A 23,368-nucleotide genomic window follows, 5' to 3' on the forward strand; every position below is an offset into this window, starting at 1 on the left:
AATCGTCGCGAATCTTCTTCTCACCGTTCCCCTCGGAAAGTTATCTCTACGGCAAATGAAGATCCGCGCCTCGCTCGTCCTTCTCGCCGCCATCCTTGCCTGCCCCGTTTCGCTCGCCGCGGACGCCTTCGTGCTCGCCCGGAAGGACCATACCAATAGCCCGTCGTTGACAGGCAAATCGGTCACCCAGGCCACGGTCCGTGAAATGAATGAAGCGGGCCTTACCCTGGAGATGGGCGAAAAGAAGATCCCGGGCAAGGTATCGAACAAGGAGGTCGCGAACGAGGTCTTTGAGATCATTTCCCCGGTGAAAGTCCGCCGCACTCTCACCAGCAAGACGAGCGAGAGCCGGATGGTGGTCATGGAGAATGAGCAGCCTGGGCCCGAGAAGACGGACCCACTGCAGGGGCTGCCCGTGATCATCGAAGAGAAGGATGGCAAGTGCACCGTGACGCTGGAAAAAGGAGAGGCGACCCCGGAACAAAAAGCCGCATTGGACGAGCTGGAGAAGGATGGCAACGACAGGGAGGCACTTGCCATCTATGGCGATGCCCCGCGCAAGCCGGGTGACAAATGGGACGTGGACTTGGCGAAGTTGCCGAGCTTTGGCGGAGCGAAGGACCTGAAGGGCAGCTTCGTCGTCGAGTTCGTCGAGGTGAAGGAACTCCAAGGCACCTCCTGCGCGGTGCTGAAGTCCACCTTGGATCTCTCCGGCACCACCGTGAAAGAGGGAGACGAGCCGACCCTGAGCATCAAGATGAAGGGAGAGGTCGTCGTTCACCGCTCGCTTGAGGATCTCGTGGACCTTGACTCCAAGATGTCCGCCACCCTTGACATGGATGGCCAGGCTGGTCCGGGAATGAAGATGAAGATCACCGGTCCGGTGACCATGAGCCGCACGGCGACGATCGCTAAGCCTTGAGACTTGGTATCATGACCCCTACCGCCCTCAGCACCATCCTCCTTCGCTTCATCGCGCTGGGAGTGGCCGTCTATGGCATCGTCCTGATTGCCAAAGGTGTGTTCATTCACGTGGAAGGAGACCAAATGACCTCGAATATGGCTGCGCTCTTTGACGTCCCGCCTAGCGAGAACCAGAAGCTAGGCCTTCTTGCCACACCGTTCGCGAAGTTGGCGGCGACTCTCTACGTCGTCGGCGGAGGCACCATTTTGCTTGGAGCCTTCCTCTATGCGGGAAGCAATCGACTCGGTTGGCTGATTGCCCGGGATGTCTGAAGCCCGTCAGCCCTCCCGCCGCGGCGCGCGCTTTCCGGTGAATTTCCGGGGAGCCTTCTTCGCGGTTTTCTTCGCCGCCTTCTTCGCGAAATAGCTCTTCTTCTCCGCGGTTTTTGGCCGTGGTTCACTCGTCCCGAGCAGGGAGGAGGCGGCGGCGCGCTTCACGCGCAGCTTCTCACCGCCGAGCTGCGTGCCATTCAGTCCCTTGATCATCGCTTCCGCCTGATCGATCGACGGCATGTCGGCGAAGCCGAAGCCCTTCGACTTGCCGGTGGCCTTGTCCATCACCAGGTCGAAGGTCCGCACCTTGCCGTACTGGTCGAGCATCCGGCGGACGTGTTCTTCGGTGATGTTGCGGTCGATATTGCGGATGAGGACGATCATGCCGGGAGAAGGGTAAGGCGGGTGACGGGCCGGACACGAGGCATTTCCCTCGGATGGCGGATCAGCCCGTTGAAATGGATTGACCGGGGAGCCCGGTTTCCGGTCATCTTACACCGCCATGAAATGCGTATCCGGTCTGCTTTGCTTCGCTGCCGCCCTTTCGTTCAGCAGCTGCGCCACCACGAGTAAGAGTTCCACACCGAGCGCGGAGGCATCCTTCAAGAGCGCCGATCTGGACGGCAATGGCAAGGTCTCCCGCCCGGAGTATGACTCCCACATGATCGGCGAGATGTTCGCCCGCTACGACACGAACAAGGACTCGGTGATCTCCGAGAAGGAGTTCCTGGCCAATGGCGGCACCAAGGAAGGCTTCCACAAGATCAACACCAGCGGCTCCGGCAAGATCACCCTGCAGGAGGCTCGCTCCAGCGCCGGCGTGAAGAAGACCCTGACAGCGCCCTTCAAGGAGGCCGACAAGAACGGCGATGGCTCGGTGACCTTGGTGGAATTCCAAGCCGCCCGCGCCAAGGCGCTCGACTACGTCCGCTGAGGGCAGCGGGCATCGGCGATCGGTGCTTTTTGACCATCCCATGATTTTAACGGCCGCCGGATTTCCGGCGGCCGTTTCTTGTTTGAGCGGGGATGGGAGCAGGGGAGTGGATCTCTGACGGCTCGCGCCAGAAGCCCGCAGCCAATTTCAAAAATCCCATCCATCCCCAGCTTCGTTTCCACGTTCCCTTGCCGTTTTTGTGACGACAATTGGATTGGCTTGGAGAGTCCGGTCACGCCTTCGGCTTGGGCGCTAGGATCAGCCGGGAAGTCCTACGGGATCAGCTTGTTAGGAAAACTTAACCATCAATCTAACCATTGACGGAATTCTTGAAATTCCTTTTAGATTAAGGGTCTCATTCACCCTGAGACACTGTCTAACACCCACAGTCCCACACACATGAAACTGCTGTTCCCTACACCCCTGCGAACCATGATTGCCGTGGCTGGAGCCACGGCCATGGCATCTCCCGTCTTTGGGGCCTCCCTGCTCTACACCGTCCCCGCGGCCGCTGAAAACGGCCGGCTCGGTGCAGCGCTGGCAGCCTTGGGCGACATGGATGCCGATGGCATTCCTGACCTCGCAATCGGTGATCCCGGCTACACCCAGGCCGGCCTTGCTGGCTCCGGCCAAGTCCAAATCGTGAGCGGTGCCACCGGCTCCGTGCTCCACACTCTGCTCGGCACCCCGGCCGCTGGCCAAGCCTTCGGCACCGCGCTAGCCACGCTGGATGCCAATGGCGACGGCACCGCTGACCTCGCGGTCGGCGCCACCGGCGGCATCGGCTCGGTCTCGATCTACTCCGGCATCGATGGCTCGCTGCTCCGCACGATCACCGCGGCGTCCCCGGAAGCGGGCTCGCTCTACGGGGCGGCGCTCGCGAATGCCGGCGACCAGAATGCCGATGGCAAGGATGACCTCTTCATCGGCGCTCCCGGCTCGTCCACGTCCGATGGCGCGGTCGCCATCGCTTCCGGTGGCGATGGCGCGGAAATCCTCTTCCTCACGGCGGATATCCCCGACACCCAGTTCGGTACCTCGATCGCCCCGGTGGCGGACGTGAATGCCGATGGCCTGCTCGATCTCGCGGTCGGTGGCCCTGCTGCTGACGGTGGCAAAGGCCGCGTGCAACTTCTCATCAGCGCCGATGGCGGCGAGTTCACCTCGATCTTCGGCACCGTGGCCGGTGCCAAGCTGGGCGCGAAGCTCGGCGGCGTGGATGACCGCAATGCCGACGGCGTGGCCGACCTCATCGTCGGCTCCGGTTCGGGCGGCAGCGCCTTCCTCGTCTCGGGCACGGACCTCACCACCGTCACCAATCTCAGCCTCGCGGGTGCGGCAGCGAACCTGCCAGTGGTTCCCGGTGGCGTCTTCGATCTCGATGGCAATGGCACCACGGAAATGCTCGTCGGCTATCCCGGCGCGACCCCGCTGCCGAAGGTGGACGTGATCCCGGATCCCACGGCTCCCGAGCCGGTCAGCTACGACGCTGCGTCCGCGGTCGGCGGCCTCGGCTCGGCCATCACCGTGCTTCCCGGCTTCGGCTTCGCCTTTGGCGAACCGCTGGCGGAAGGCGGTGCCGTCCACGTCTACGGCGAAGGCGTCCCCGTCGTGGATACCGATGGCGATGGCGTGCCCGATGCGGAAGACCACTGCCCGAACTCGATCCTCGATCCCACGGTGGTCTTCGGTGACGTCGACACCGGCGTGGAAAACGTCGTCGACGAAGAGGGCTGCTCGCTCGCCGACCTGTTCGCCGCGCTCGAGCCCGGACGCGGCTGGAAGAACCACGGCGAGTTCGTTTCCAATACCGGCAAGCTGATCAAGCGCCTGCTGCGCGAAGGCACCATCGACTCGAGCGAGGCCCAAGCCCTGCAGACCGGCGCCGCGCAGTCGAACGTCGGCAAGGACGGCCATCCCGAAAAACCGGAGAAGCCCGAGAAACCAGAAAAGCCGCAGAAACCGGAAAAGCCTGAGAAACCCGAGAAGCCCGAAAAACCGGAGAATCCGGGCAAACCCGAAAAGCCGGAAAAACCTGAGAAGCCGGAAAAGCCCGAGAAACCCAACAAGGGGAACAAAGGCTGATCCGCTCTGATCATCGGCTTGATTTGATTTAGCTCTGACAACGAACGACCCGGCGGGCTGGATGGCCCGCCGGGTTTTTCGCGCCTCCTTGACTCCCCAGCTCGCGCTCCCAGTCTGCGCCCGTGAATCTTTGGAAAGCCACCGGATGGATCACCTGCTTGCTCTGCAGTTGCGGAGCGAACGTTTCCCAGAAGCTGCCGGAAGCCCCGGCATCGACCTTTTGCAAGGTCGTGGAAGACACCACTTCCCCGGATGGGAGAATGGCGGTGGCGGTCGGACTGAATCAGGCCGAGCCGGTGGATTGGTCACGGTATGCTGAGCGCTATGACGACCAGTCACTCGGCTTTTCGTTTGAGCCTGAGGAGCTGGCACTCGCCAACTTTCTGGTCGACCTCAAGAAGGACAGGGCGGTGGATTTCTTGGTCGGGAATCACTTCGGAACACGGGCCAAATACAACCACGAGAGCTACCGGGTCGCGTGGTCGGAAGACAGCAAGTATTTGATCGAGGTGCAGTCTTGGCGATTGGGCACCGCGTCTGCCAGGCTTTATCTTTTGGACGGAAAGGCCATCGCCTCCACCATGGACCTGCGGCCGGTTGTGAATGAGCAACTCCGGATCGTGGCGGAACGGAACTACAAGGTTACCCGCGAGAAGTTCGAGAAATCCTACGAGGTCACCCTGTGGAAGCAGTCGGTCGACTCGAAGGGTCGGGTGACTCTCGGTGCCGTGGCCGACGTCTTCAAATCGGAGGATGACCCTTCGGTCTCGATCCAGCTCCGGTTCACGGCCAAAGCAGGCAAAAAGGGCGAGCTGTCCGCCGAGAACGTGGAAGTGATGGAGAAGGATGAGGAAGCGGAGTAGGCCCGTTTCTGGAGGGCAGCCGGAAAGGGTTGTGATTTCCGCCGCTTCGCCGCAGGACACGGGCATGTCGAACACGCCTTGGCTGATCCGCATCCCCGATGTCTTCGGGGCCTTCGCTCCGGAGATCCTGGCGGGCCTTGGCGCCGCGCTGCAAAAACGGCTCGGTGGAGACTACTACCTCGCCCGGCTGGCCGACCCGGCGGCTCTTCAGGATTCGGAGTGGTCGATCTTCACCGGCTGGAATCTACCAGTGGATCACGCCTGGCCCTGTTGCCCCCAGAAGATGGACGGCTTCGTGGAAAAGGCCGCGCAGGGCATGCTGAAGAAATTCGGCGACCGCTCCCCGCAGGCGCTTTTCACCGGCCCACTCCAGCCCGGCGCGCCGCATCCTTACTACAAGCACCTCGCAACGAATCTCCGCGGGCGCGTGCTCCAGCTCTTCCCATCCCTGCCGGTGGCCGAGGTGGAAGCACAGGACCCGGAGGCGGAGACCCTTTTCTGCCTGATCGGCAAGGAAGGCCTGTATTCCGGGATGCAGAGTCCCCGGGCGGCGAATGGCTTCTACCCCGGCGGCACCAAGTTCATCCGCCAGAGCGAGGCCATCAGCCGGGCCGGCGCGAAGATCGCCGAGGCGCTGCATTACCTGAAACTCCACCGGCCGGGATTGCCGGCGGCGGCTCACTGGCTGGAGCTGGGAGCCAGCCCGGGCGGGATGACGGCGGAGCTGCTTAATCGGGGCTTCCGGGTGACCGCCATCGATAAGGCCGCGCTCGATTCCCGGCTGGACCGGGCCGAGGGCCTGACCTTCGTCCGGGCAGACGTCGATGCCTACCAGCCGAAGGGCACGTTCGACGCCCTGCTCTCCGACATGAACGGCGACCCGCGCTCGTCGCTCCGGCAGGTGGTCCGCCTCTCCGCCAGCCTGAATCCGGGCGGCCTGATCGTCTTCACCCTGAAAGCCGCCGGGGCGGACACGCCGCAGGAAATGCTCGATTTGATGAAGGCGGCAGAGGCGTTCGCGAGGGCGTCAGGCCTGAGCCTGATCGCCAAGACCCACCTGACCTACAACCGGCAGGAGTTTACCTTCTTCTTCGAAGCTTCCTGAGCTGGAGCGTGCATCTCGCATGGCGGGCAAATGGTTTGACAGAAGGAACGCGTTTCAAGACGTAAGGGGGCCGCGCTCGATTAAACCCGCTGGCTTTCCCAGTGACACTGCGCGTGGTCGCGTCCAATGTGATCGACCTTCCCAACCCTCGTCTGGATCTCATGAAGAAATACCATTCCATCCTCAACCCGAAGGCCGCGCTGCTGGCTGCCGGTGCGCTCAGCCTGTCGCTGGCGCACGGCCAGGCACCTCGCCAGAAGCCCGCGGGCGAAAACGACCTCATCCCGCCCTCGACTCCGCTGATCGCCTGCGACCCGTATTTTAGCGTCTGGTCGCCGGGCGACACGCTGAATGGTGTGGAGACCGCCCACTGGACCGGCAAGCAGCAGCAGCTCACCAGCCTGGTGAAGATCGATGGCAAGGCCTTCCGCGTGATGGGTGCCACTCCGATCGCCACTCCGGCGCTCAAGCAGAAGAGCCTGACCGTGCTGCCCACGCGCACGATCTACACCTTCGAAGGCGCGGGCGTTGCCCTCTCGCTCACCTTCCTGACTCCCGCGCTGCCGGACGATATCGCCGTCCTGTCCCGCCCGGTCACCTACCTCGCGTTTGAGTTCAAGGCGACCGATGGCAAGCCGCACGAGGTCTCTGTCTACTTCGGCGCTTCCGGCGAGTTGACGGTGAACACGCCTGATCAGGACGTGACGTGGAATGACGCCAGCGGCGACGGCCTCGCTGTAGTTCGCATGGGCTCGAAGGATCAGCAGATCCTCCAGAAGAAGGGCGACGACCAGCGCATCGACTGGGGCTACCTTTACCTCGCCGCTCCTGAGGAAAGCACCGCCGGCCGTGCCTTCGGCGCACCAAATGAACTCGGCATCGCCTTCGCCAGCAATGGCCTCGGGGTTCGCAAGGGCGAGTCCGGTGAAGCCGACCGCGCCGATGGCGTGGGTTGCGGCATTGAGCTGAAGTCCTTCCAGGTCGGTAACGACCCCGTGTCGAAGTTCGGCATGATCGCCTACGACGACATCTACTCGATCCAATACAACCACAAGAACCTCCGCGGCTACTGGCGCAAGGACGGTTGGGAAGCGAAGGACCTGCTCGCCGCTTCCGCGAAGGAATACTCCCAGCTGCGCGCGCGTTGCGAAGCCTTCGATGCCGAGCTCGTCGCCGACATGGAGAAGATCGGCGGCGTGAAGTACGCGAAGCTCGCTTCGCTCGCCTACCGCCACTGCTTCGCCGCCGGCAAGTTCGTGGCAGATGAGAATGGCCAGCCGCTCCAGTTCTCGAAGGAGAACCACTCGAACGGCTGCATCGCCACCTCCGACGTCTTCTACCCGATGGCCCCGCAGTTCCTGCTACTGAGCCCCACGCTGGCGAAGTCCTTCCTCGTGCCCTTCCTGGAGTATGCGAAGAGCGACCGCTGGAAGTTCCCCTTCGCGCCGCATGATCTCGGCACCTACCCGCAGGCGAATGGCCAGGTCTATGGCGGTGGCGAGAAGACCGAAGACGACCAGATGCCGGTCGAGGAAAGCGGCAATGTGATGCTCCTCGTGGCTGCGATCGCGCAGATGGAGGGCAATGCCGACTTCGCTGGCGGCTATTGGTCGCGTCTCGAGCAATGGGCGGAGTACCTGAAGAAGGAAGGCTTCGATCCCGCCAACCAGCTCTGCACCGACGACTTCGCCGGCCACCTCGCGCACAATGTGAACCTCAGCGCCAAGGCAATCTGCGCACTCGGTGCGTTCGGCAAGCTCTGTGAAATGCGCGGCGAGCACGAGAAGGCCCTGAGCTACTCGAATACCGCCAAGGAATTCGCCCAGCGTTGGGTGAAGGAAGCGCGGGACGGCGATCATTTCCGCCTCGCCTTCGATCGCCCCGGAAGCTGGAGCCAGAAGTACAACCTGGTGTGGGACAAGATCCTCGGCCTCGGCCTCTTCCCTGAAGAGGTGCTGCGCACCGAGATGGACTTCTACAAGAAGAAGCTGAACACCTACGGCATCCCGCTCGATAATCGCAAGGAGTACACCAAGCTCGACTGGATCGTCTGGACCGCCTCGCTCACGCAGAATCGCTCCGACTTCGAAGCGATGGTCTCGCCGATCTTCAAGTTCCTCAACGAAGGCCCGAACCGTGGACCGATGACCGACTGGTATGAGTCCGTCAGCGGCAAGAAGGTCGGCTTCACCGCCCGCCCCGTCGTTGGTGGCGTGTTCCTGCCTGCCCTCTATCACAAGGATCTGTGGGCCAAGTATGCCAAGCGCGATGTGACCAAGGGCAAGGGCTGGGCGCCGATGCCGGACTATATCCCGCCGGTGCTCACCACCATCGTGCCAAGCGGCATTGAGAAGGATGACGTGCTGTGGAGCTACTCGACCGATCGCCCGGAAGGTGAATGGTTCGGAACGGGCTTCGATGATTCCAAGTGGAAGAAAGGTGCCGCCGGCTTCGGCGCGGGTGGTCCTCCGAATGCAAAGGTCCGCACCCAATGGACGAACTCGGATATCTGGATCCGTCGCGAGATCACGATGCCTGCCAGCATTCCGGACACCGTCGCGCTGAGTGTCTATCACGACGAGGACATCGAGGTTTACATCAATGGCGTCTCGGCTGCGTCAGCGGGTGGCTTCGTCACTGATCTCTCGCTGGTGCCGCTGTCCGCCGCGGGCAAGGCCGCGCTCAAGCCGGGCAAGAACCTCATCGCCGTGCACTGCCACCAGACCAGCGGCGGTCAGTATCTCGACCTCGGCGTCGTCGACGTGAAGCCGGGCGAGAAGAAGAAGTAAGACCTAAGCGTCAGATTGGTTTCTAACAAAGAGGCACGGGGTGAGAGCCCCGTGCCTTTTTTCATGCCTTGCGCCGGGAGCCATTCGGGGATGGGATGATGGCATGTCTGAAAATGCCATCGTCGCCAAGCCGCTCGCCGTATTGATCGACGCGGACAATGCCTCGGCGGCGGTCATTGCCGCGGTGCTCACCGAAGTCGCCACCTACGGCACCGCCAGCGTGAAGCGGATCTACGGAGATTGGACCTCCGGGCAGCTCAAGAGCTGGAAGGCGCCCCTTCTCGATCACTCCATCCAGCCGATCCAGCAGTTCAGCTACACCACCGGCAAAAACGCTACCGACAGCGCGATGATCATCGACGCGATGGACCTGCTCTACACCGGCCGTTTTTCGGGATTTTGCCTGGTGACCAGCGACAGCGACTTCACGCGCCTCGCCGCGCGGATTCGCGAGGAAGGTCTGGTCGTCTACGGCTTCGGTGAGAAGAAGACGCCCAAGCCATTCGTCTCTGCCTGTGACAAGTTCATCTACACCGAGGTGATCCAAATCGCTTCGGAGTCTGTCTCGGGCATCGAGGCAAAGGGCAAGAAGACCGGCCCCGACCTTCGCAAGGACGCCGAGCTTCTGAAGCGCATTCGCAAGGCCATCGACTCCGCCACCGGCGAGGAAAGCGAGTGGGCCTCCCTCGGCCTCGTCGGAACTCACCTTTCCAAGCTCATGCCCGACTTCGACTCGCGGAACTACGGCTACGGAAAGCTGAGCGACCTCTTGGAAGCCATCGGCGCGTTCGAGCTTTCCCGTAAGGACAAGCACGTGTTGATCCGCCAGAAACCGAAGGCCCGGTGAGACATCCAGAACCGGATTGATTAGCCGAGGCCACCGCCTTAGGATCAACTCATGTCCGAACAAGACATCCAGACGCTCGAAAGCCAATTCCCCGCCATGTCGGGCCCAGCCTTTGCCGCGGCTCGGCAGCGGGTACTGGCATCGGGGCAGAGCGTCCTCCAGGCGGAGGGTGGTAGGCTCGTGCGCGAGTTTCCGGACGGCCGGAAGGAAGTAGTGAAGACGATCGAGCCGCCGGTGCCTGTGAAGCTAGGTGCTATTCTCACCATCCGGTGAACGACGAAACGCCGAGAATGCGCATGTTCGCCGGACCGAACGGGTCCGGCAAAAGCGTCCTGAAATCCTATCTGCCCGAGCCGCTGCTTGGGGTATACCTGAATCCGGACGAGATCGAAGCGGGCGTGAATACCCGTGGGTATCTGGACTTCCGGGATTTTGGCTTGGCTTCTCTAACAGCTGCCGAAGTGCTTCCGAATTTCATCGGATCGGACTTTCTGAGTCGGGAAGGATTTGGAGGGCAAGCCGCCCGTCTGACGTTCGCGAATGGCCGCCTGGATTTTCCACCCGGAGTGATGAATGCCTACTTTGCCTCCGTCGCTGCCGATATGATCCGGCAGGCATTGGTAGCTAGAAAAGCGACCTTCACTTTCGAAACGGTGATGTCCCATCCGGGAAAGGTATCCTTGCTTCAGCAGGCGCAGGCTGAAGGTTACCGCACCTATCTCTACTACGTCGCAACGGAGGATCCGGCGATCAACATTTCTCGCGTGGCAAACCGGGTGGCTTTGGGTGGCCATGCGGTACCGGAAGGCAAGATCGTGGAACGCTACCACAGGTCCCTCGGACTCCTAATGGAAGCCATCCGCCACAGCCACCGGGCCTACATCTTCGACAACTCCACTGACAACGCGGACGGAAAGCACACCTGGCTGGCCGAAATCACGGAGGGCCGGAAGCTGGAACTGAAGACCGACCGAATTCCCTCTTGGTTCAAGCGGGCGGTGATGGACCCGATCACCTGATCCTCTTGCTCTGTCAATCGCCTCGCGCCGCTTATTCAGTCGGCCCAGGCCCGGTATTCCACATCACGTGCATCTGCTTCACGTCCGGCACCTTCATCGGGCGCACGACGCGGAAGCCCACGTTCCGGCAATCCGTGAAGTACCACAGCGACTTCGGGATCTGCGGGTCGATGTTCTTCCACGACTTGTCCGTCGGAACGCGGGCAGCAGAGCGCAACGTTTCCGGACCACCATCGAAGAAGTGACCACCACGCGTGACATGCGGGTAGCGATTCACCGCCTGATGCCACGGGTTCTTGTCACCCTCTTTCCACTTCGCATACGCGTCGGGGAGGTAAGCATCCAGGCATAGCTCGGCGACGTTGCCGTGCATGTCGTAGATGCCCCACGGGTTCGGCTTCTTCTGGCCGACCTTCTGATAGGTATAGTCGGAGTTCTCGGAGTACCACGCGTAGTCGCCGAGCTTCGATGGATCATCGCCGAAGGAGTAGGCGGTGGTGGTGCCGGCGCGGCAGGCATATTCCCACTCGGCTTCAGTCGGCAGGCGATAGTAGTGACCGGTCTGTGCCGTTAGCCATTCGCAGAACTTGCTCGCCGCATGATGGGTCATCGCGATGGCGGGCCAACCGGCGCCGTAGCCTTCGCCCATGCCGAAGTGCATCGGCATGTAGGGGGGGGTGGGTTGGCTGACGACATCGACGACGGTCTCGCCATCCTTTGCCTCGGGGGCTTCCGGTGTCTTGACGTCGGAGTCGCGGTTGAGCGAGCCATCCTTGTTGCGTGACTTGCCGTTCTCCATGAAGGCGCGGTAGATGTCCCAGGTCATCTCGCACTTGCCGATCCAGAACGGATCGAGTGCTACCTTCACCTGCGGGCCTTCATCGTCCTTGCGACCAGCCTCGGAGGCGGGTGAGCCGATGGTGAATTCACCGCCGGGCACGGGAACCAGATCAAAGGTGCCGTCGTTCGCGAGAGACACCTTCTCGGTGTAGGCCTTCATGTCCGCGGGGGCGGCAGGCGAGTCGCCTTTCTTGGTGACCAGCGCGTAAATCTGCTCGGTCACTGGGAGGTTCTGCGGATTTGGGACTTCAGGCTCCTTGGCATAGGCAGGGAGGGCGAGAAGAAGGAGAAGGCGTTTCATGAGTGAAGGGATGGAAAAGACGGGCGCGGACCGGACGACGTCCAGACCGCGCCTATGAAGAGAAGAAGGCAGATCAGACGAGCTTGTATTGGCCGGGCACCGGCACCGGTGCGATCGGGAAGGCATCGCCCATCTTGAGCGTGTCCGGAGCCATGTCCTGGGTGGCGCTCCACATCTGCTCCCAGGTGATGCGCTGGCCGGTATGGGCGGCTTCACGACCCAGCAGGCCGAGCATGGTGCTGTTCGCCATGTATTCGCCGGTATTGATGATCTCGCCCTTGCGGAGCGAGGCGAAGAACTCGTTGTGGCAGACCTGATACATGTTCTGCTCCATGCCCGCCGGAGCCTTGTACATCCAGTCCCGCTTCTTGCCATCGGGACCGAGCACCATCGGCATGTCGGGAGCGATGGCGGTGCCCTTCTCGCAGAAAATGCGATCCTTCGTTTCGGTATGGCAGCCCACATACTGGCGCTCACCGAGGTGACACATCACGCCGCCCGGGTATTCGAAGACGATGTTGTAGTGATCGTAGACGTTGCCCGCATCGGTGCGATACGCGCGGCCGCCATTCGCCACCGCGGCGATCGGAGCGACGTCGCCCATCGACCACGCGATCTTGTCGACCGTATGCACGGCTTGCTCGAGCAACGGACCACCGCTGAGCCATTCGAAGTTCTGCCACCAACGGAGCTGCCACTCCACATCGCCCATGTCCGCGGGCTTGGTCATGCCCGGTTGCAGCGGTTTCGGTGCGGTGCCCATGTAGGTGCCGTAGACCGAGAAGACCTTGCCGAGTTCGCCGGAGGTGACTTTGTTGTAGACCTCGCGCACGCCGGGAGCGTAGCGCCAGCAGAAGCCGTGCTGGATGGCCACGCCCTTCTGCTTGGCAAGCTTGGCGGACTCCATCACCGACTTCACGCCGGTCACGTCCACCGCCATCGGCTTCTCGGCGAAGACATGCTTGCCGGCCTCAATCGCCGCGCGCAGGTGCAGCGGGCGGAATGCCGGAGGAGCGGCGAGCAGCACCACATCCACGCCGCTTTCGAGCACCTTCTGATAGGCATCCAGTCCGCTGAATTGGCGCTCGGCCGCCACATCGACCTTGCCACCGAAGCTCTTCAGGTTCTCCAAGCTGCTCTTGATCGCTTCCGGGAAAGCATCGCCGAGCGCCCACAGCACCACGTTCGGGTCGGCGGACAGTGCCTGCGTCGCGGCTCCCGTGCCACGACCGCCGCAACCGATCAGGCCGATCTTGAGCTTCGCGGTATTCTCTTGGGCGAGCAGCAGATTCGGGAATCCAGCGACCACCGCGGTGGCGGCGGTGCCTACAAGCAAGCGGCGGCGGGATAGGAAAAGAGGTGTCGGGCTCATGGCAGGTACAGTGATAAACGGGCCGGAAATACGACCCCACTGCAAGCCGGGCTTTCAGGAAAGTGCGTGGAAAATTTCAGGAATGCTCGCTTTTGGTGAGAGAACAGGACGATTTGCGCCGAATTGACGGGGAATCCTGCTTGCCGCTGCACGGGGGATTTGCCGAGTCTGATTGGAGTTATGGAAAAAGCCGCCTCGCCCGCTGTGACCACCCGCTTGTCGGTGATGATGTTCCTCCAGTTCTTCGTGTGGGGAGCGTGGTTCGTGACCATCGGCGTCTATCTGCGCCAGGGGATGAACTTCGCCGAAGGCATCGGAACGGCGTACTCGGTGGGTCCCATCGCCGCGATCATCGCTCCGGTGTTCCTCGGCCTCATCGCCGACCGTTTCTTTCCGACGCAGGTCGTGCTCGGCGTGCTGCATCTGATCGGCGGGGTGCTGATGTTCCTGGTGCCGTGGTCGATCCAGCAGGAACTGGCCGGCAGCAAGGGCCTCTTCTTCTGGGTGCTGCTCGGCTACATGCTCTGCTACATGCCCACGCTCGGCCTGACGAACACGCTGGCGATGCGCAATATCCATGACTCGGAGAAGCAATTCCCGGTCATCCGCGTCTTCGGGACCATCGGCTGGATCGCTGCAGGCTTCCTCGTCGGCACGCTCCTGAAAGCGGATGCGACCGCGCTGCCACTCCAGGTCGCGGCCGGAGCCAGCATCGCACTGGGCCTCTATTCGTTCTTCTTGCCGCACACGCCGCCGGTCGGAAAGGGCCAGCCGCTTTCGATCACGCAAATGCTCGGCCTCGAGTCGGCGGGCATGCTGAAGGACTTCAATTTCCTGATCTTCGCCGTCGCCTCGATGCTAATCTGCATCCCGCTGCAGGCCTACTACGCCTACGCCGCCACCTTCATTACCGATGCTGGCTTCGGCTCCGCGGCTGGCACCATGTTCTGGGGACAGGTTTCGGAGATCTTCTTCATGCTGATCATCCCGCTGCTGTTCTCGCGGCTCGGGGTGAAGTGGATGCTCGCCATCGGCATGGCCTGCTGGGTGCTGCGCTACGGCTTGTTCGCGATGGGCGCGCCCGAGGGCGTGAAGTGGATGATCTTCTCCGGCATCCTGGTCCACGGCATCTGCTACGACTTCTTCTTCGTCACCGGTCAGATCTACACCGACAAGAAGGCGCCGAATGCCATCCGCGGTCAGGCCCAGGGCTTCCTGGTGCTGCTCACCCAAGGGGTGGGCATGTATGGCGGCGCGAAGATCAATGACGTCCTCTTCACTTCGAGGGTCGGAGAACTCAGCAAGACCGGCGTGAAAGTTCTCAACCTGTGGCCGTCGTTCTGGTGGATCCCGGCGTGCATGGCTGGTGGCATCCTTGTCCTGTTCTTCCTGCTGTTCCGCGACCGATTGAAACCTTCCGTCGACGAGGTCATCGAAGAAGCCGCTTCCACACCCGAAACGATCCAATGAACCTTTCCCGCCGCCAAACGCTCAAGTCGCTCGCCGCGCTGGCGACCATCCAGATCGTCCCGAGCCGCGTCCTCGGTCTCAATGGCCAGACGCCGCCTTCACAGGAGATCACGCGCGCGATCATCGGCTGCGGCGGCATTTCCGCATCCCACCTCGGCATGCCCGGCAAGCTGCTCGCGCTCTGTGACGTGGACAAGGGCCACCTCGACCAGCGGATGAAGGATGCCGGTGGCGAGGAGAAGGGGATCAAGGGCTACCACGACTTCCGCGAGGTGCTTGAGCGCAAGGATATCGATGTCATCCACGTCGCCACGCCGCCGCATTGGCATGCCTTGATTGCCATCGCCGCGGCGAAGTCCGGCAAGGACGTGTGGTGCGAGAAGCCGATGAGCCGCACCATCGGCGAAGGCATCGCGATGGTGAAGGCAGTCGAGAAGTACGAGCGCATCTTCCGCCTCAACACCTGGTTCCGCTTCAAGGACAACTTCTACGGCATGGGCGTGCCCGTGAAGCAGATCAAGAAGGCCGCCATGAACGATCTGCTCGGCTGGCCGCTCACCATCACCGTCGGCGCGAATACCGGCTTCGATTGGAAGCTCGGCATCTGGGTCGGCCAGAAGGGCCTCGCAGAAAAACCTGTGCCCGCCGAACTCGACTACGATCTCTGGCTCGGCCCCGCCCCGTCGAAGCCGTACAATCCGGAACGCGTGCACGCGAAGTTCCGCGGCTACTGGGACTACGATGGCGGTGGCCTCGGTGACATGGGCCAGCATTACCTCGACCCCGCGCAGTATATCCTCGGCAAGGACGACACCGCGCCGATCTCCGTGGAGATCGATGCCGACCCGCAGGATTCCGACGCCATCGGTACCTGGCGGCGCATCGAGTTCACCTACGCCGATGGCTGCAAGATCGTGCTCGATGGCAACAACAGCCTCAAGGACGCCGCCTACATCCAGGGGCCGAAGGGCAAGATCAACAAGGGCTTCGAGAGCGACATTCCCGATCTCGAGAAGAAGCTCGCCTCGCTGCCCGACCCCGAGCCGCAAATCACCGAATTCCACGAAAGCGTCCGCACCCGCAAGAAGTTCGCGCTCAATGAGCAGAACGGCTTCTGGTCCTGCACCATCGTCAATATGGGCGTCACCGCCCATCGCTTGAACAAGAACCTGAAGTTCGATCCCAAGACGCTGAGGTTCGACGACGCCGAGGCGAACAAGCTCATCAGCCAGCCGATGCGCGGGCCGTGGAAGATCGAGGTGTGACCCGCTGGGAGCGCAGGCCTCTGGCCCGCTGAATGGTCCCCGGCAGCTCGTTTTCAAGTCGGTTTGCAAACGGCCCCGAATCTCTGATCTACCACTGTCCGTAGTCACGGCCGGACAGCCCGCTTCTGCGGGCCAGAGGCTCCGCGCTCCCAGCGGAAAAGATTCGGGGTTGGAACTTTCTCATCCGGTGCTCCAATCCCCGCATGACCATCGTCCTCGGCATCACCGGCTCGATCGCTGCCTACAAGGCAGCCGACCTCGCGTCGCAGCTCGTGAAGGTCGGCCATGAGGTCCACGCGGTCATGACCCGCGCGGCCACCGAGTTCATCACGCCACTGACCTTGCAGGTGCTCACGCGCCAGCCCGTGCTGGTCACCCTGGAGGATGAAAAGCAGAGCTGGAAGCCGGGGCACATCGAGCTCGCGGATTCCGCTGACCTGTTCCTCGTCGCGCCCGCGAGCGCTGACGTCATCGGGAACTTCGCCAACGGTCTCGCGCCCGATCCCCTCTCGTCGATCTACCTCGCCCTGCCGCGCACCACGAAGGTGGTCATCGCCCCGGCCATGAATGGCAAGATGTGGCAGCACCCGTCCGTCCGTCGGAATGTCGCCCGTCTGATCGAAGACGGCTGCCGCTTCATCGGTCCGGCAGAGGGGGACCTCGCTTGCGGTTACCAAGGCATCGGCCGGATGGCTCCCGTGGAAGAGATCCTCGCGGGGATCGCTCCGGCTGTCTGAGGCAGGATGGTTTTTGCGGTCGGCAGCGGTCGGCGGGGTCACCTACACGATGCGGGGTTCGATCAATATGGTGAACTTTACCAGCGCGGTGAGCCATGTTTCCAGCACGGCTGGACCCGCCGGCTATGACCTCCACACCTTCCGTCTGAATGCCTCGGACGGCCTCTGTGGCAGAGGTTTCATCCAAGTCGGCGCCACCCATCCGTAACGATCTATCGATCCATCCAGCCGCGTCCGCCCTTTGAGGGTGGGCGCGGCTTTTTTTGCGACTCGATTGGGGCTCCGCCGGGCCGGAATCCCTTTCACAGGCTTGTTAGGAGGGATGAGGGTTCTCTCGGGAAAAGCAGCCTTTGAAATTATTTTTCCGGTTGCACGGGCCCTCTTTTGAGCGTTCGCGACTGCCAATGAGCCACGTCCCATATGCCCGGGAGCTGCATCTGTATGACAGGCGCGATGTAGGGGATAACCCTAATGGCGAGCAAATTGTCGGAATCATACAAGTCTGTAGCTACTTAATACTAGCCCCAAACGGGTTTGGATCTATGGTGGGAACGTTGGCGCGTGCTCCAAAAACCCAATGGGAGGCCCGATCCATAGTGAAACCCCAAACCCACCTCCTCTTCCAATCCCGGAAACGGAACCTCAGTGCCGCTACACCGGAATTTCAGTGTAAGTCGCTAACAATAAAGGATCCAAAACCTTTTTCGATTGCGTGAAAACAATGCCGAAGAATTTAGTTTTCTCCTAAAACGGATTTGCTATTTCAAATCTGCCTGAATGGAACGGAGTAGCGTTCCTTCGGGCAAGAACCCAAGAACCCAAGAACCCAATTCGGACGGTCCATGGTTAGCACCAAGGAGTCGCGCCGTGTCTGCCAGTGAAACTGGTAAACACATACCGACTGGACAGGTGTGTACATGTGTCTGAGTCCGTACCTCTCGAACCCCATGAAAAACCCGACTAAGACCCCGATCACCCGTGCGTCGCTAATGGCCACGGCCTCTTGCAATAACCGCTGGATTGCCAGCGTGATCGCCGGCACCAGCGTGCTCGGCTCCGCTGCGATGGCCACCACCTGGGATGGCTCCACCAGCACCGCTTGGAACGATAACACCAACTGGGTGGGCGATGCCGGCACTGTCGGTTCCAATGCCGTTATCAATATCAATTCTCCTAAGGCGCTGATCACGGCCGATATCCCGCTTAGCCCGGTGGATGTCTTCATCGGCAATGCGGCGAGCACGAATGGTCTGGTCGACCACACCGCCGGCCTCGCGGGCACGGGCCTGAACAACTGGATGTTCGTCGGCGTGGGCAATGCCACTGCGAGCGGCACCTATAACTGCGCGAATACCGCGACCACGGGCGGCACCTTCACCGGCTTCGGCCAAGGCACCGGCAGCTTGAATGTCGGTGGCACGAGCGCCACCTCGGGCCGGCTTTACATCGGCGGCCGTGACACGGCGGGTGCGGGCACCGGCGTGGTGAACGTCAATACCACGGGCACCCTCAAACTCGGCAATGACCTGGTGGTCGGCTCTTCGGGCGGCACCGGAACGTTGAACTTGGACTCCGGCACGATCACGAGCAACGGCTGGAACTTCTTCGGCACCCGCAACGCGCAGGACGGCGGCAACGGCAAACTGCGGATGAGCGGTGGCACCATGACCAACGGCACCACGAATGCCGCAGGCTGCCGCACCTACATCGGCCTCGGGGTCGCGACCGGATCGGTTGAAATCACCGGCGGCACTTACAACAACAACAAGAGCGGCAACGACACCCAGTTCATCGTCGGTGCAAACAACCTGACGGCAGCGTCGACGCCGACACTGACGATCACTGGCGGCACTCTCAACGCCGGCCGTCTCCTCACGGTTGGCGGCACCGAAGCTTTCGGCGGTAACGGCGGCAGCGTCGGACCCGGCAAGGGAAGTGCCACCATCAATGGTGCCGGCGTCGTCGTGAACGCCACCGGTGAATTCTGGGTCGGACAGGGCACCGCCAGCGTCGGTCAAGTCGACTTCTCGGCGGGCACTATCAACAGCGGCAGTTGGGTGGCGGTCGGCCGCGGCGGTGGCACGGGCACGTTCAACATGACAGGCGGCACCTGGACCAAGACCGGCGCGGGATCTTCCTTCATCGTCGGTGCCAGCGGTCCGGGGACGCTCACCCAGAGCGCCGGTCTCATCGACGTGCAAGCGGGCGATACCTGGATGGGTGAAAGCAACACCTGTAACTACACCCTCAGCGGAACCGGCGAGTTCAGGGCCACCATTTTCCAAGTGGGCCGCAACGGCGGTGCCACGGGTAACGTGGCTCTCAACGGCGGCACGCTCCGCGTGACCCGGATCGTCGGCGGCGGCGGCGTGGAAAACATCTCGTTCAACGGCACCCAGATCGTCGCCAAGGCCACCGACCCGAACTTCATCGGCGTCATGGACGCTGGCGGAGCGACCATTGATGCCGGCGGGCTCAAGGTGGACAGCGCCGGTTTCAATCTGACGGTGCCGGCGGCCCTGGATGGTGCGGGTGGCATCACCAAGAGCGGTCTCGGCACCCTTACTCTGAGCAGCACGGGCAACACCTACACGGGAAGCAGAATTGTCCAAGCCGGCCAACTCGTCCTCAATGCCACCGGCACGGGTACGGGAGCGATCACCGTTTCTGATGGAGCGGCCCTTGGAATCGCGTCTGCTGCTGGCACCGAAGTGCTGACGGCCAATGGCCTCACCATCGGCACCAGCGGAGCCACCACGTTCAACTTGAACCGCGGCGATCTGATCGGTGTGACGCCGACGAATGCGCTGCTCAAGGTGACGGGCCCGCTCGTTCGCAATGGCACCGCCACGCTGAATGTCAGCGGTTCCCGCTTCGCGGTCGGCAGCCTGCCCTTGATCGCGTATGACGCGACTCAGGTGAGCGGTGCCGGCACCCTCGTCTTGGGAACGCTTCCAGATGGCGTGATCGGCACGCTTCAGAATGATCCGAACTTCTTCGGAGCCAATCAGGGCGCCGTCTATCTCCAGATCACCAGCGTGGCCCTGCCGAAGTGGACGGGCAAACTGGTGAACCGTTTCACCACCGGCTCGCCTTCGATCGCCGTCAATACCATCACCGTGGGCAATGCCACCGGCATCGTGAACGGGAACGTGGTCAGCGGCCCTGGCATCTTCCCAGGCACGGTGGTCACGGGCGTCGCCGGCAATGTGGTCACGCTCGACCAGACGCCTACCGCGGATGGCACGAATGTGAACCTGATGTTCTCAGCCGGACCGGGTGCCAACCCGGGCGTGTGGGACACCACCACCACCAACTGGGTGGATCAGGTCAATGGCGCCGCCTCGGTGTATGCCAATCCGAACCCGGTCTTGTTCGACGATGACGCCCCGGGATTGACCGCCGTCACGCTGAACACCTCGGTCAGCCCGAGCACCGTGACCTTCAACAACACCACGCTGGCCTACAGCCTGTCCGGCACGGGAGCCATCGGCGGTGTCAATGGCGTGGTGAAGAAGGGCGCGGGCGATGTGACCATGTCCACGGCCAACACCTATGACGGCGTCACCCGCCTCGAGGGAGGCACCCTGACGATCGCGACGATCGAAGACGGTGGTGTCACCAGCCCGATTGGTGATTCGTCCGCCGCTTCGACCAACCTCGCCATCGCGGGTGGTATCCTCAAATACACCGGTCCTACGGATTCCACCAACCGTGGTATCTTCTTGGACGGCCTCAATGGCGGTATCTATACCGACAACGACCTGACCATCACCGGCCAGGTGCAGAGCAACGGCACCAGCTCCAACCTGCGCAAGCAGGGTGCGGGTAACCTGAAGTTCACCTTCGGCGGCACCAACACCTTGTCGTCGGGTGGCGGCATCACCGATGTCGAAGGCGGTAGCCTGACCTTGGACGGCACGGCCGGCAGCCAGGTCAACTCCCTCACGGGTGAACTCTGGGTCGGCTCCGAGCCGAATGTGAATGCCAGCCTCACCGTCCTGAACACCACGCTCAATGTCAGCAGCTGGCTGGCAATCGCGCGTGGCAACGGCGACGACGGCGTGACCACGGTTACGGTCACCAACTCGACGCTCACGACCGGCAACTTCAGCAACGGTTTCGCGAACGGCCTTGGTGGCAATGCGAGCGAAGCCAATGTGACCGTCACCAACAGCAACTGGACCAATGCAGGTACGATGCATTTCTCGGAACAGTTCGCGTCGACGATCAACATGACGTTGACGAACTCGACCCTGATCACCACCGGCGGCATCACCGACTTCTCCACCGGCACGGGCACCACGAGCACCCTGACCATTGCAGGCACCTCGGAAATGCGCACCAACCGTTACCTGTTGGGTCTCGGCACCGATTCGATCGCGAACGTGATCATCAAGGACAGCGGCCACCTCAACAAGACCGGCGGTGACTGGATGTCGATCGGCAACGGCAACAACGGCAAGGGCTTCATTACCGTGCAGGACAGCGGCAAGCTGACCAACGTCGCCGGTGACTTCAACATCAGCGACACCGGCACGTCCCAGGGCACCCTGACCATCAAGAACAGCGCCCAGGTCACCACGGGAGGCGCCACGTTTGTCGGCAAGAACTCCGGCACGCAAGGCACGCTCGATATCCAGGGCGGCACCTTCACGGCCACCGCCAGCTTCCTGGCGGGCGGCACGGATAACGCGGCAAACACCGCGACCGCGGTCGGCTTCATCAACCAGACCGGCGGCGACGTCATCCTCAACGGTGACGACAACCGCACCGGCTGCAGCGGCACCGCCACCTGGACGATCAGCGGCGGCACGGTCACCTCGAATGGCTGGATGACCCTCGCCCGCTACACCGGCGGCTTCGGCACCATGAATGCCAGCGGCGGCACCGTGACGCAGAACCACGCCAACCGCCCGTTCCGCATCGCGGAACTCGGCACGGCGGTCCTGAACGTCTCCGGCACCGCAGTGGTGAGCGCCCCGAATTCCGGCGGCTTCTCGCTTGCTGGAAACGCCAGCGCTTCCGGCACCATCAACCTCAATGGTGGCACGCTGATCGCGAACAAGATCGTGGCCGGCGGTGCTGACGGAAACAGCGTGCTGAACCTGAATGGCGGCCTTCTGAAGGCCTCCACCGGTGCCGCACTGGCCTGGATTCCGGCGGGTCTGGATTCGCTCCTCGTGAACACGGGGGGTGCCAACATCGACACCAACGGCCAGATCGTGGGAATCGCCCAAGCCATGAACGACGGCGGCGGCGCTCTCACCAAGTCGGGAGCCGGCACGCTCCAGCTCAACGGTCTCAACACCTACTTCGGCACCACCACGGCGACCGCCGGTGAAATCGGTGGCACGGGTTCGGTGGCGGGCGAGCTGGTGGTCCAGTCCGGTGCCTCGGTTGGACCAGGCGCGGGCGGTGTCGGCACCTTCACGGTGGAAGACACGCTGGCCAGTGGTTCCTCGATCGCCGGCACCTACGTCTGCGAGATCAATGGCGCCACCGCCGACCAGCTCGCAGTTGCAGGGGACCTCAATGTCACGGGTGCGACGCTTGACTTCAATGCGCTCGCTGCTCCGACGGCTCCGTCCTATGTGATTGCCACCTACTCCTCCATTACCGGCACCTTCGCCGTGGTGGATCTGCCGGCTGGCTACACGCTGAACTACGGCGCCACCCAGCTGACCTTGAACCAGTCGGGCACCCCATACAGCCTGTGGGCCCAGAGCTACGGCCTGGATCCGCTGACCGATGGAGCCCCCGGCGCCGACAAGGATGGCGACGGCCAGATCAACTCGGTTGAGTTCGCCCTCGGCGGTTCGCCGGTCAGCGGACAGAACAACGCCAAGATCTACTCCTTGGCGGCTGACAGCGGAGTGGACGTCGACTCGAACAGTGAGGCGATCCTGACCATCGCGGTCCGCACCGGCACGCCTGCCTTCGCTGGCACCCCGTCGCCGACGGCCACGCAGGATGGCTACACCTACACCATCGAAGGCAGCACCACGCTGGGCGCCTTCACCACGGTGGTGACTCCGACCCCGGCTCCGGTGACGGCTGGCCTGCCAGCGGCACCCACGGGCTACGAGTATCGCTCCTTCAGCCTGGCTGGCTCGAATGGAGTGCCCACCCGGGGCTTCATGAGGGTGGTGGTCACCCCGTGATGTAACTTGCGAATCATCCCAGCCCCGGCCGCCCCAAGCGGCCGGGGCTTTTCGCGACAAATCCGGACACGGCCCGCAACGGCCGATCCCCGTTTTTTAACCCTAACCTTCCGTCAGGCAGGTGATCCGGTCCTGCGGAAGTTCCTTTGAACGATTTTTCCCCGACCCAAGCCCATGAAGACCTGTCATCTTGATACCCGTCTTTCCCACTCGCTCACCACTCGCCATCATCTCCTGCAGCTTGCTGGCCTGCTCGCCGGCACCACCATTCTCGGTTCGAGTTCCGCGCTTGCCGCGAACTGGACCGGCACGGTCAGCACCGACTGGAACAACTTCGCGAA

18 protein-coding genes are annotated in these 23,368 nt (G+C 62.4%); 15 read left to right on the top strand and 3 right to left on the bottom strand.

Features of this window, described 5'->3' with window-relative positions:
- Window positions 1-55: 55 nt before the first annotated feature.
- Both WKV53_RS26995 and WKV53_RS27000 read left to right on the top strand, forming a co-directional pair.
- On the top strand, window positions 56-922 hold the full coding sequence (locus WKV53_RS26995; RefSeq protein ID WP_341407960.1) for a hypothetical protein: 867 nt from the start codon (window positions 56-58) through the stop codon (window positions 920-922).
- An 11-nt stretch (window positions 923-933) separates the two neighbouring features.
- Window positions 934-1,236: a hypothetical protein gene (locus tag WKV53_RS27000; RefSeq protein ID WP_341407961.1), complete on the top strand. Its 303-nt coding sequence runs from the start codon at window positions 934-936 to the stop codon at window positions 1,234-1,236.
- A gap of 6 nt (window positions 1,237-1,242) precedes the next feature.
- Here the strand turns inward: WKV53_RS27000 and WKV53_RS27005 are convergent, their stop codons facing one another.
- Window positions 1,243-1,620: an RNA recognition motif domain-containing protein gene (locus tag WKV53_RS27005; RefSeq protein WP_341407962.1), complete on the bottom strand. Its 378-nt coding sequence runs from the start codon at window positions 1,618-1,620 to the stop codon at window positions 1,243-1,245.
- A 118-nt stretch (window positions 1,621-1,738) separates the two neighbouring features.
- Here WKV53_RS27005 and WKV53_RS27010 point away from each other — a divergent pair, with 118 nt between their 5' ends.
- The 8 genes from WKV53_RS27010 (at window position 1,739) to WKV53_RS27045 (ending at window position 10,878) form a co-directional block, all read left to right on the top strand.
- Window positions 1,739-2,170: an EF-hand domain-containing protein gene (locus WKV53_RS27010; protein WP_341407963.1), complete on the top strand. Its 432-nt coding sequence runs from the start codon at window positions 1,739-1,741 to the stop codon at window positions 2,168-2,170.
- A 399-nt stretch (window positions 2,171-2,569) separates the two neighbouring features.
- Window positions 2,570-4,255 (top strand): hypothetical protein, encoded by a 1,686-nt coding sequence (locus tag WKV53_RS27015; protein WP_341407964.1) that lies wholly within the window; start codon window positions 2,570-2,572, stop codon window positions 4,253-4,255.
- A 122-nt stretch (window positions 4,256-4,377) separates the two neighbouring features.
- The gene (locus WKV53_RS27020) at window positions 4,378-5,118 is read left to right on the top strand and encodes a hypothetical protein (RefSeq protein ID WP_341407965.1); all 741 of its coding nucleotides are present in this window, start codon (window positions 4,378-4,380) and stop codon (window positions 5,116-5,118) included.
- Between the two features lie 64 nt (window positions 5,119-5,182).
- Window positions 5,183-6,223 (top strand): SAM-dependent methyltransferase, encoded by a 1,041-nt coding sequence (locus tag WKV53_RS27025; RefSeq protein ID WP_341407966.1) that lies wholly within the window; start codon window positions 5,183-5,185, stop codon window positions 6,221-6,223.
- A 161-nt stretch (window positions 6,224-6,384) separates the two neighbouring features.
- The gene (locus tag WKV53_RS27030; RefSeq protein ID WP_341407967.1) at window positions 6,385-9,012 is read left to right on the top strand and encodes a glutaminase family protein; all 2,628 of its coding nucleotides are present in this window, start codon (window positions 6,385-6,387) and stop codon (window positions 9,010-9,012) included.
- 103 nt (window positions 9,013-9,115) lie between these two features.
- Window positions 9,116-9,859 carry an NYN domain-containing protein gene (locus tag WKV53_RS27035; protein ID WP_341407968.1) on the top strand — a complete coding sequence of 248 codons (744 nt, stop codon included), beginning with the start codon at window positions 9,116-9,118 and terminating at the stop codon, window positions 9,857-9,859.
- Between the two features lie 51 nt (window positions 9,860-9,910).
- Entirely contained in the window at window positions 9,911-10,132 is a 222-nt protein-coding gene (locus WKV53_RS27040) for a hypothetical protein (RefSeq protein WP_341407969.1), read from the top strand.
- Entirely contained in the window at window positions 10,129-10,878 is a 750-nt protein-coding gene (locus WKV53_RS27045) for an ATPase (protein WP_341407970.1), read from the top strand. Before WKV53_RS27040 ends, WKV53_RS27045 begins: the two co-directional genes overlap by 4 nt.
- A 31-nt stretch (window positions 10,879-10,909) precedes the next feature.
- Here WKV53_RS27045 and WKV53_RS27050 read toward each other — a convergent pair whose 3' ends face one another.
- On the bottom strand, window positions 10,910-12,019 hold the full coding sequence (locus tag WKV53_RS27050; RefSeq protein WP_341407971.1) for a formylglycine-generating enzyme family protein: 1,110 nt from the start codon (window positions 12,017-12,019) through the stop codon (window positions 10,910-10,912).
- Between the two features lie 73 nt (window positions 12,020-12,092).
- On the bottom strand, window positions 12,093-13,391 hold the full coding sequence (locus WKV53_RS27055) for a Gfo/Idh/MocA family protein (RefSeq protein WP_341407972.1): 1,299 nt from the start codon (window positions 13,389-13,391) through the stop codon (window positions 12,093-12,095).
- A gap of 180 nt (window positions 13,392-13,571) precedes the next feature.
- Here WKV53_RS27055 and WKV53_RS27060 point away from each other — a divergent pair, with 180 nt between their 5' ends.
- From WKV53_RS27060 to WKV53_RS27080, 5 genes are all read left to right on the top strand, one after another.
- Complete coding sequence (locus WKV53_RS27060; RefSeq protein WP_341407973.1) at window positions 13,572-14,861, top strand: nucleoside permease; 1,290 nt, start codon at window positions 13,572-13,574, stop codon at window positions 14,859-14,861.
- On the top strand, window positions 14,858-16,126 hold the full coding sequence (locus tag WKV53_RS27065) for a Gfo/Idh/MocA family oxidoreductase (protein ID WP_341407974.1): 1,269 nt from the start codon (window positions 14,858-14,860) through the stop codon (window positions 16,124-16,126). The genes WKV53_RS27060 and WKV53_RS27065 overlap by 4 nt, the downstream gene beginning before the upstream one ends.
- A gap of 203 nt (window positions 16,127-16,329) precedes the next feature.
- Window positions 16,330-16,863 (top strand): flavoprotein, encoded by a 534-nt coding sequence (locus tag WKV53_RS27070; RefSeq protein ID WP_341407975.1) that lies wholly within the window; start codon window positions 16,330-16,332, stop codon window positions 16,861-16,863.
- Between the two features lie 49 nt (window positions 16,864-16,912).
- Entirely contained in the window at window positions 16,913-17,071 is a 159-nt protein-coding gene (locus WKV53_RS27075) for a hypothetical protein (protein ID WP_341407976.1), read from the top strand.
- Window positions 17,072-17,810: 739 nt separating this feature from the next.
- Window positions 17,811-23,027, top strand: coding sequence for a beta strand repeat-containing protein (locus WKV53_RS27080; protein ID WP_341407977.1), 5,217 nt, complete (start codon window positions 17,811-17,813; stop codon window positions 23,025-23,027).
- Window positions 23,028-23,368 lie beyond the last annotated feature (341 nt).

The sequence above is a fragment of the Luteolibacter sp. Y139 genome (genome assembly GCF_038066715.1).
In the GTDB taxonomy this organism is placed as follows: Bacteria; Verrucomicrobiota; Verrucomicrobiia; order Verrucomicrobiales; family Akkermansiaceae; genus Haloferula; species Haloferula soli.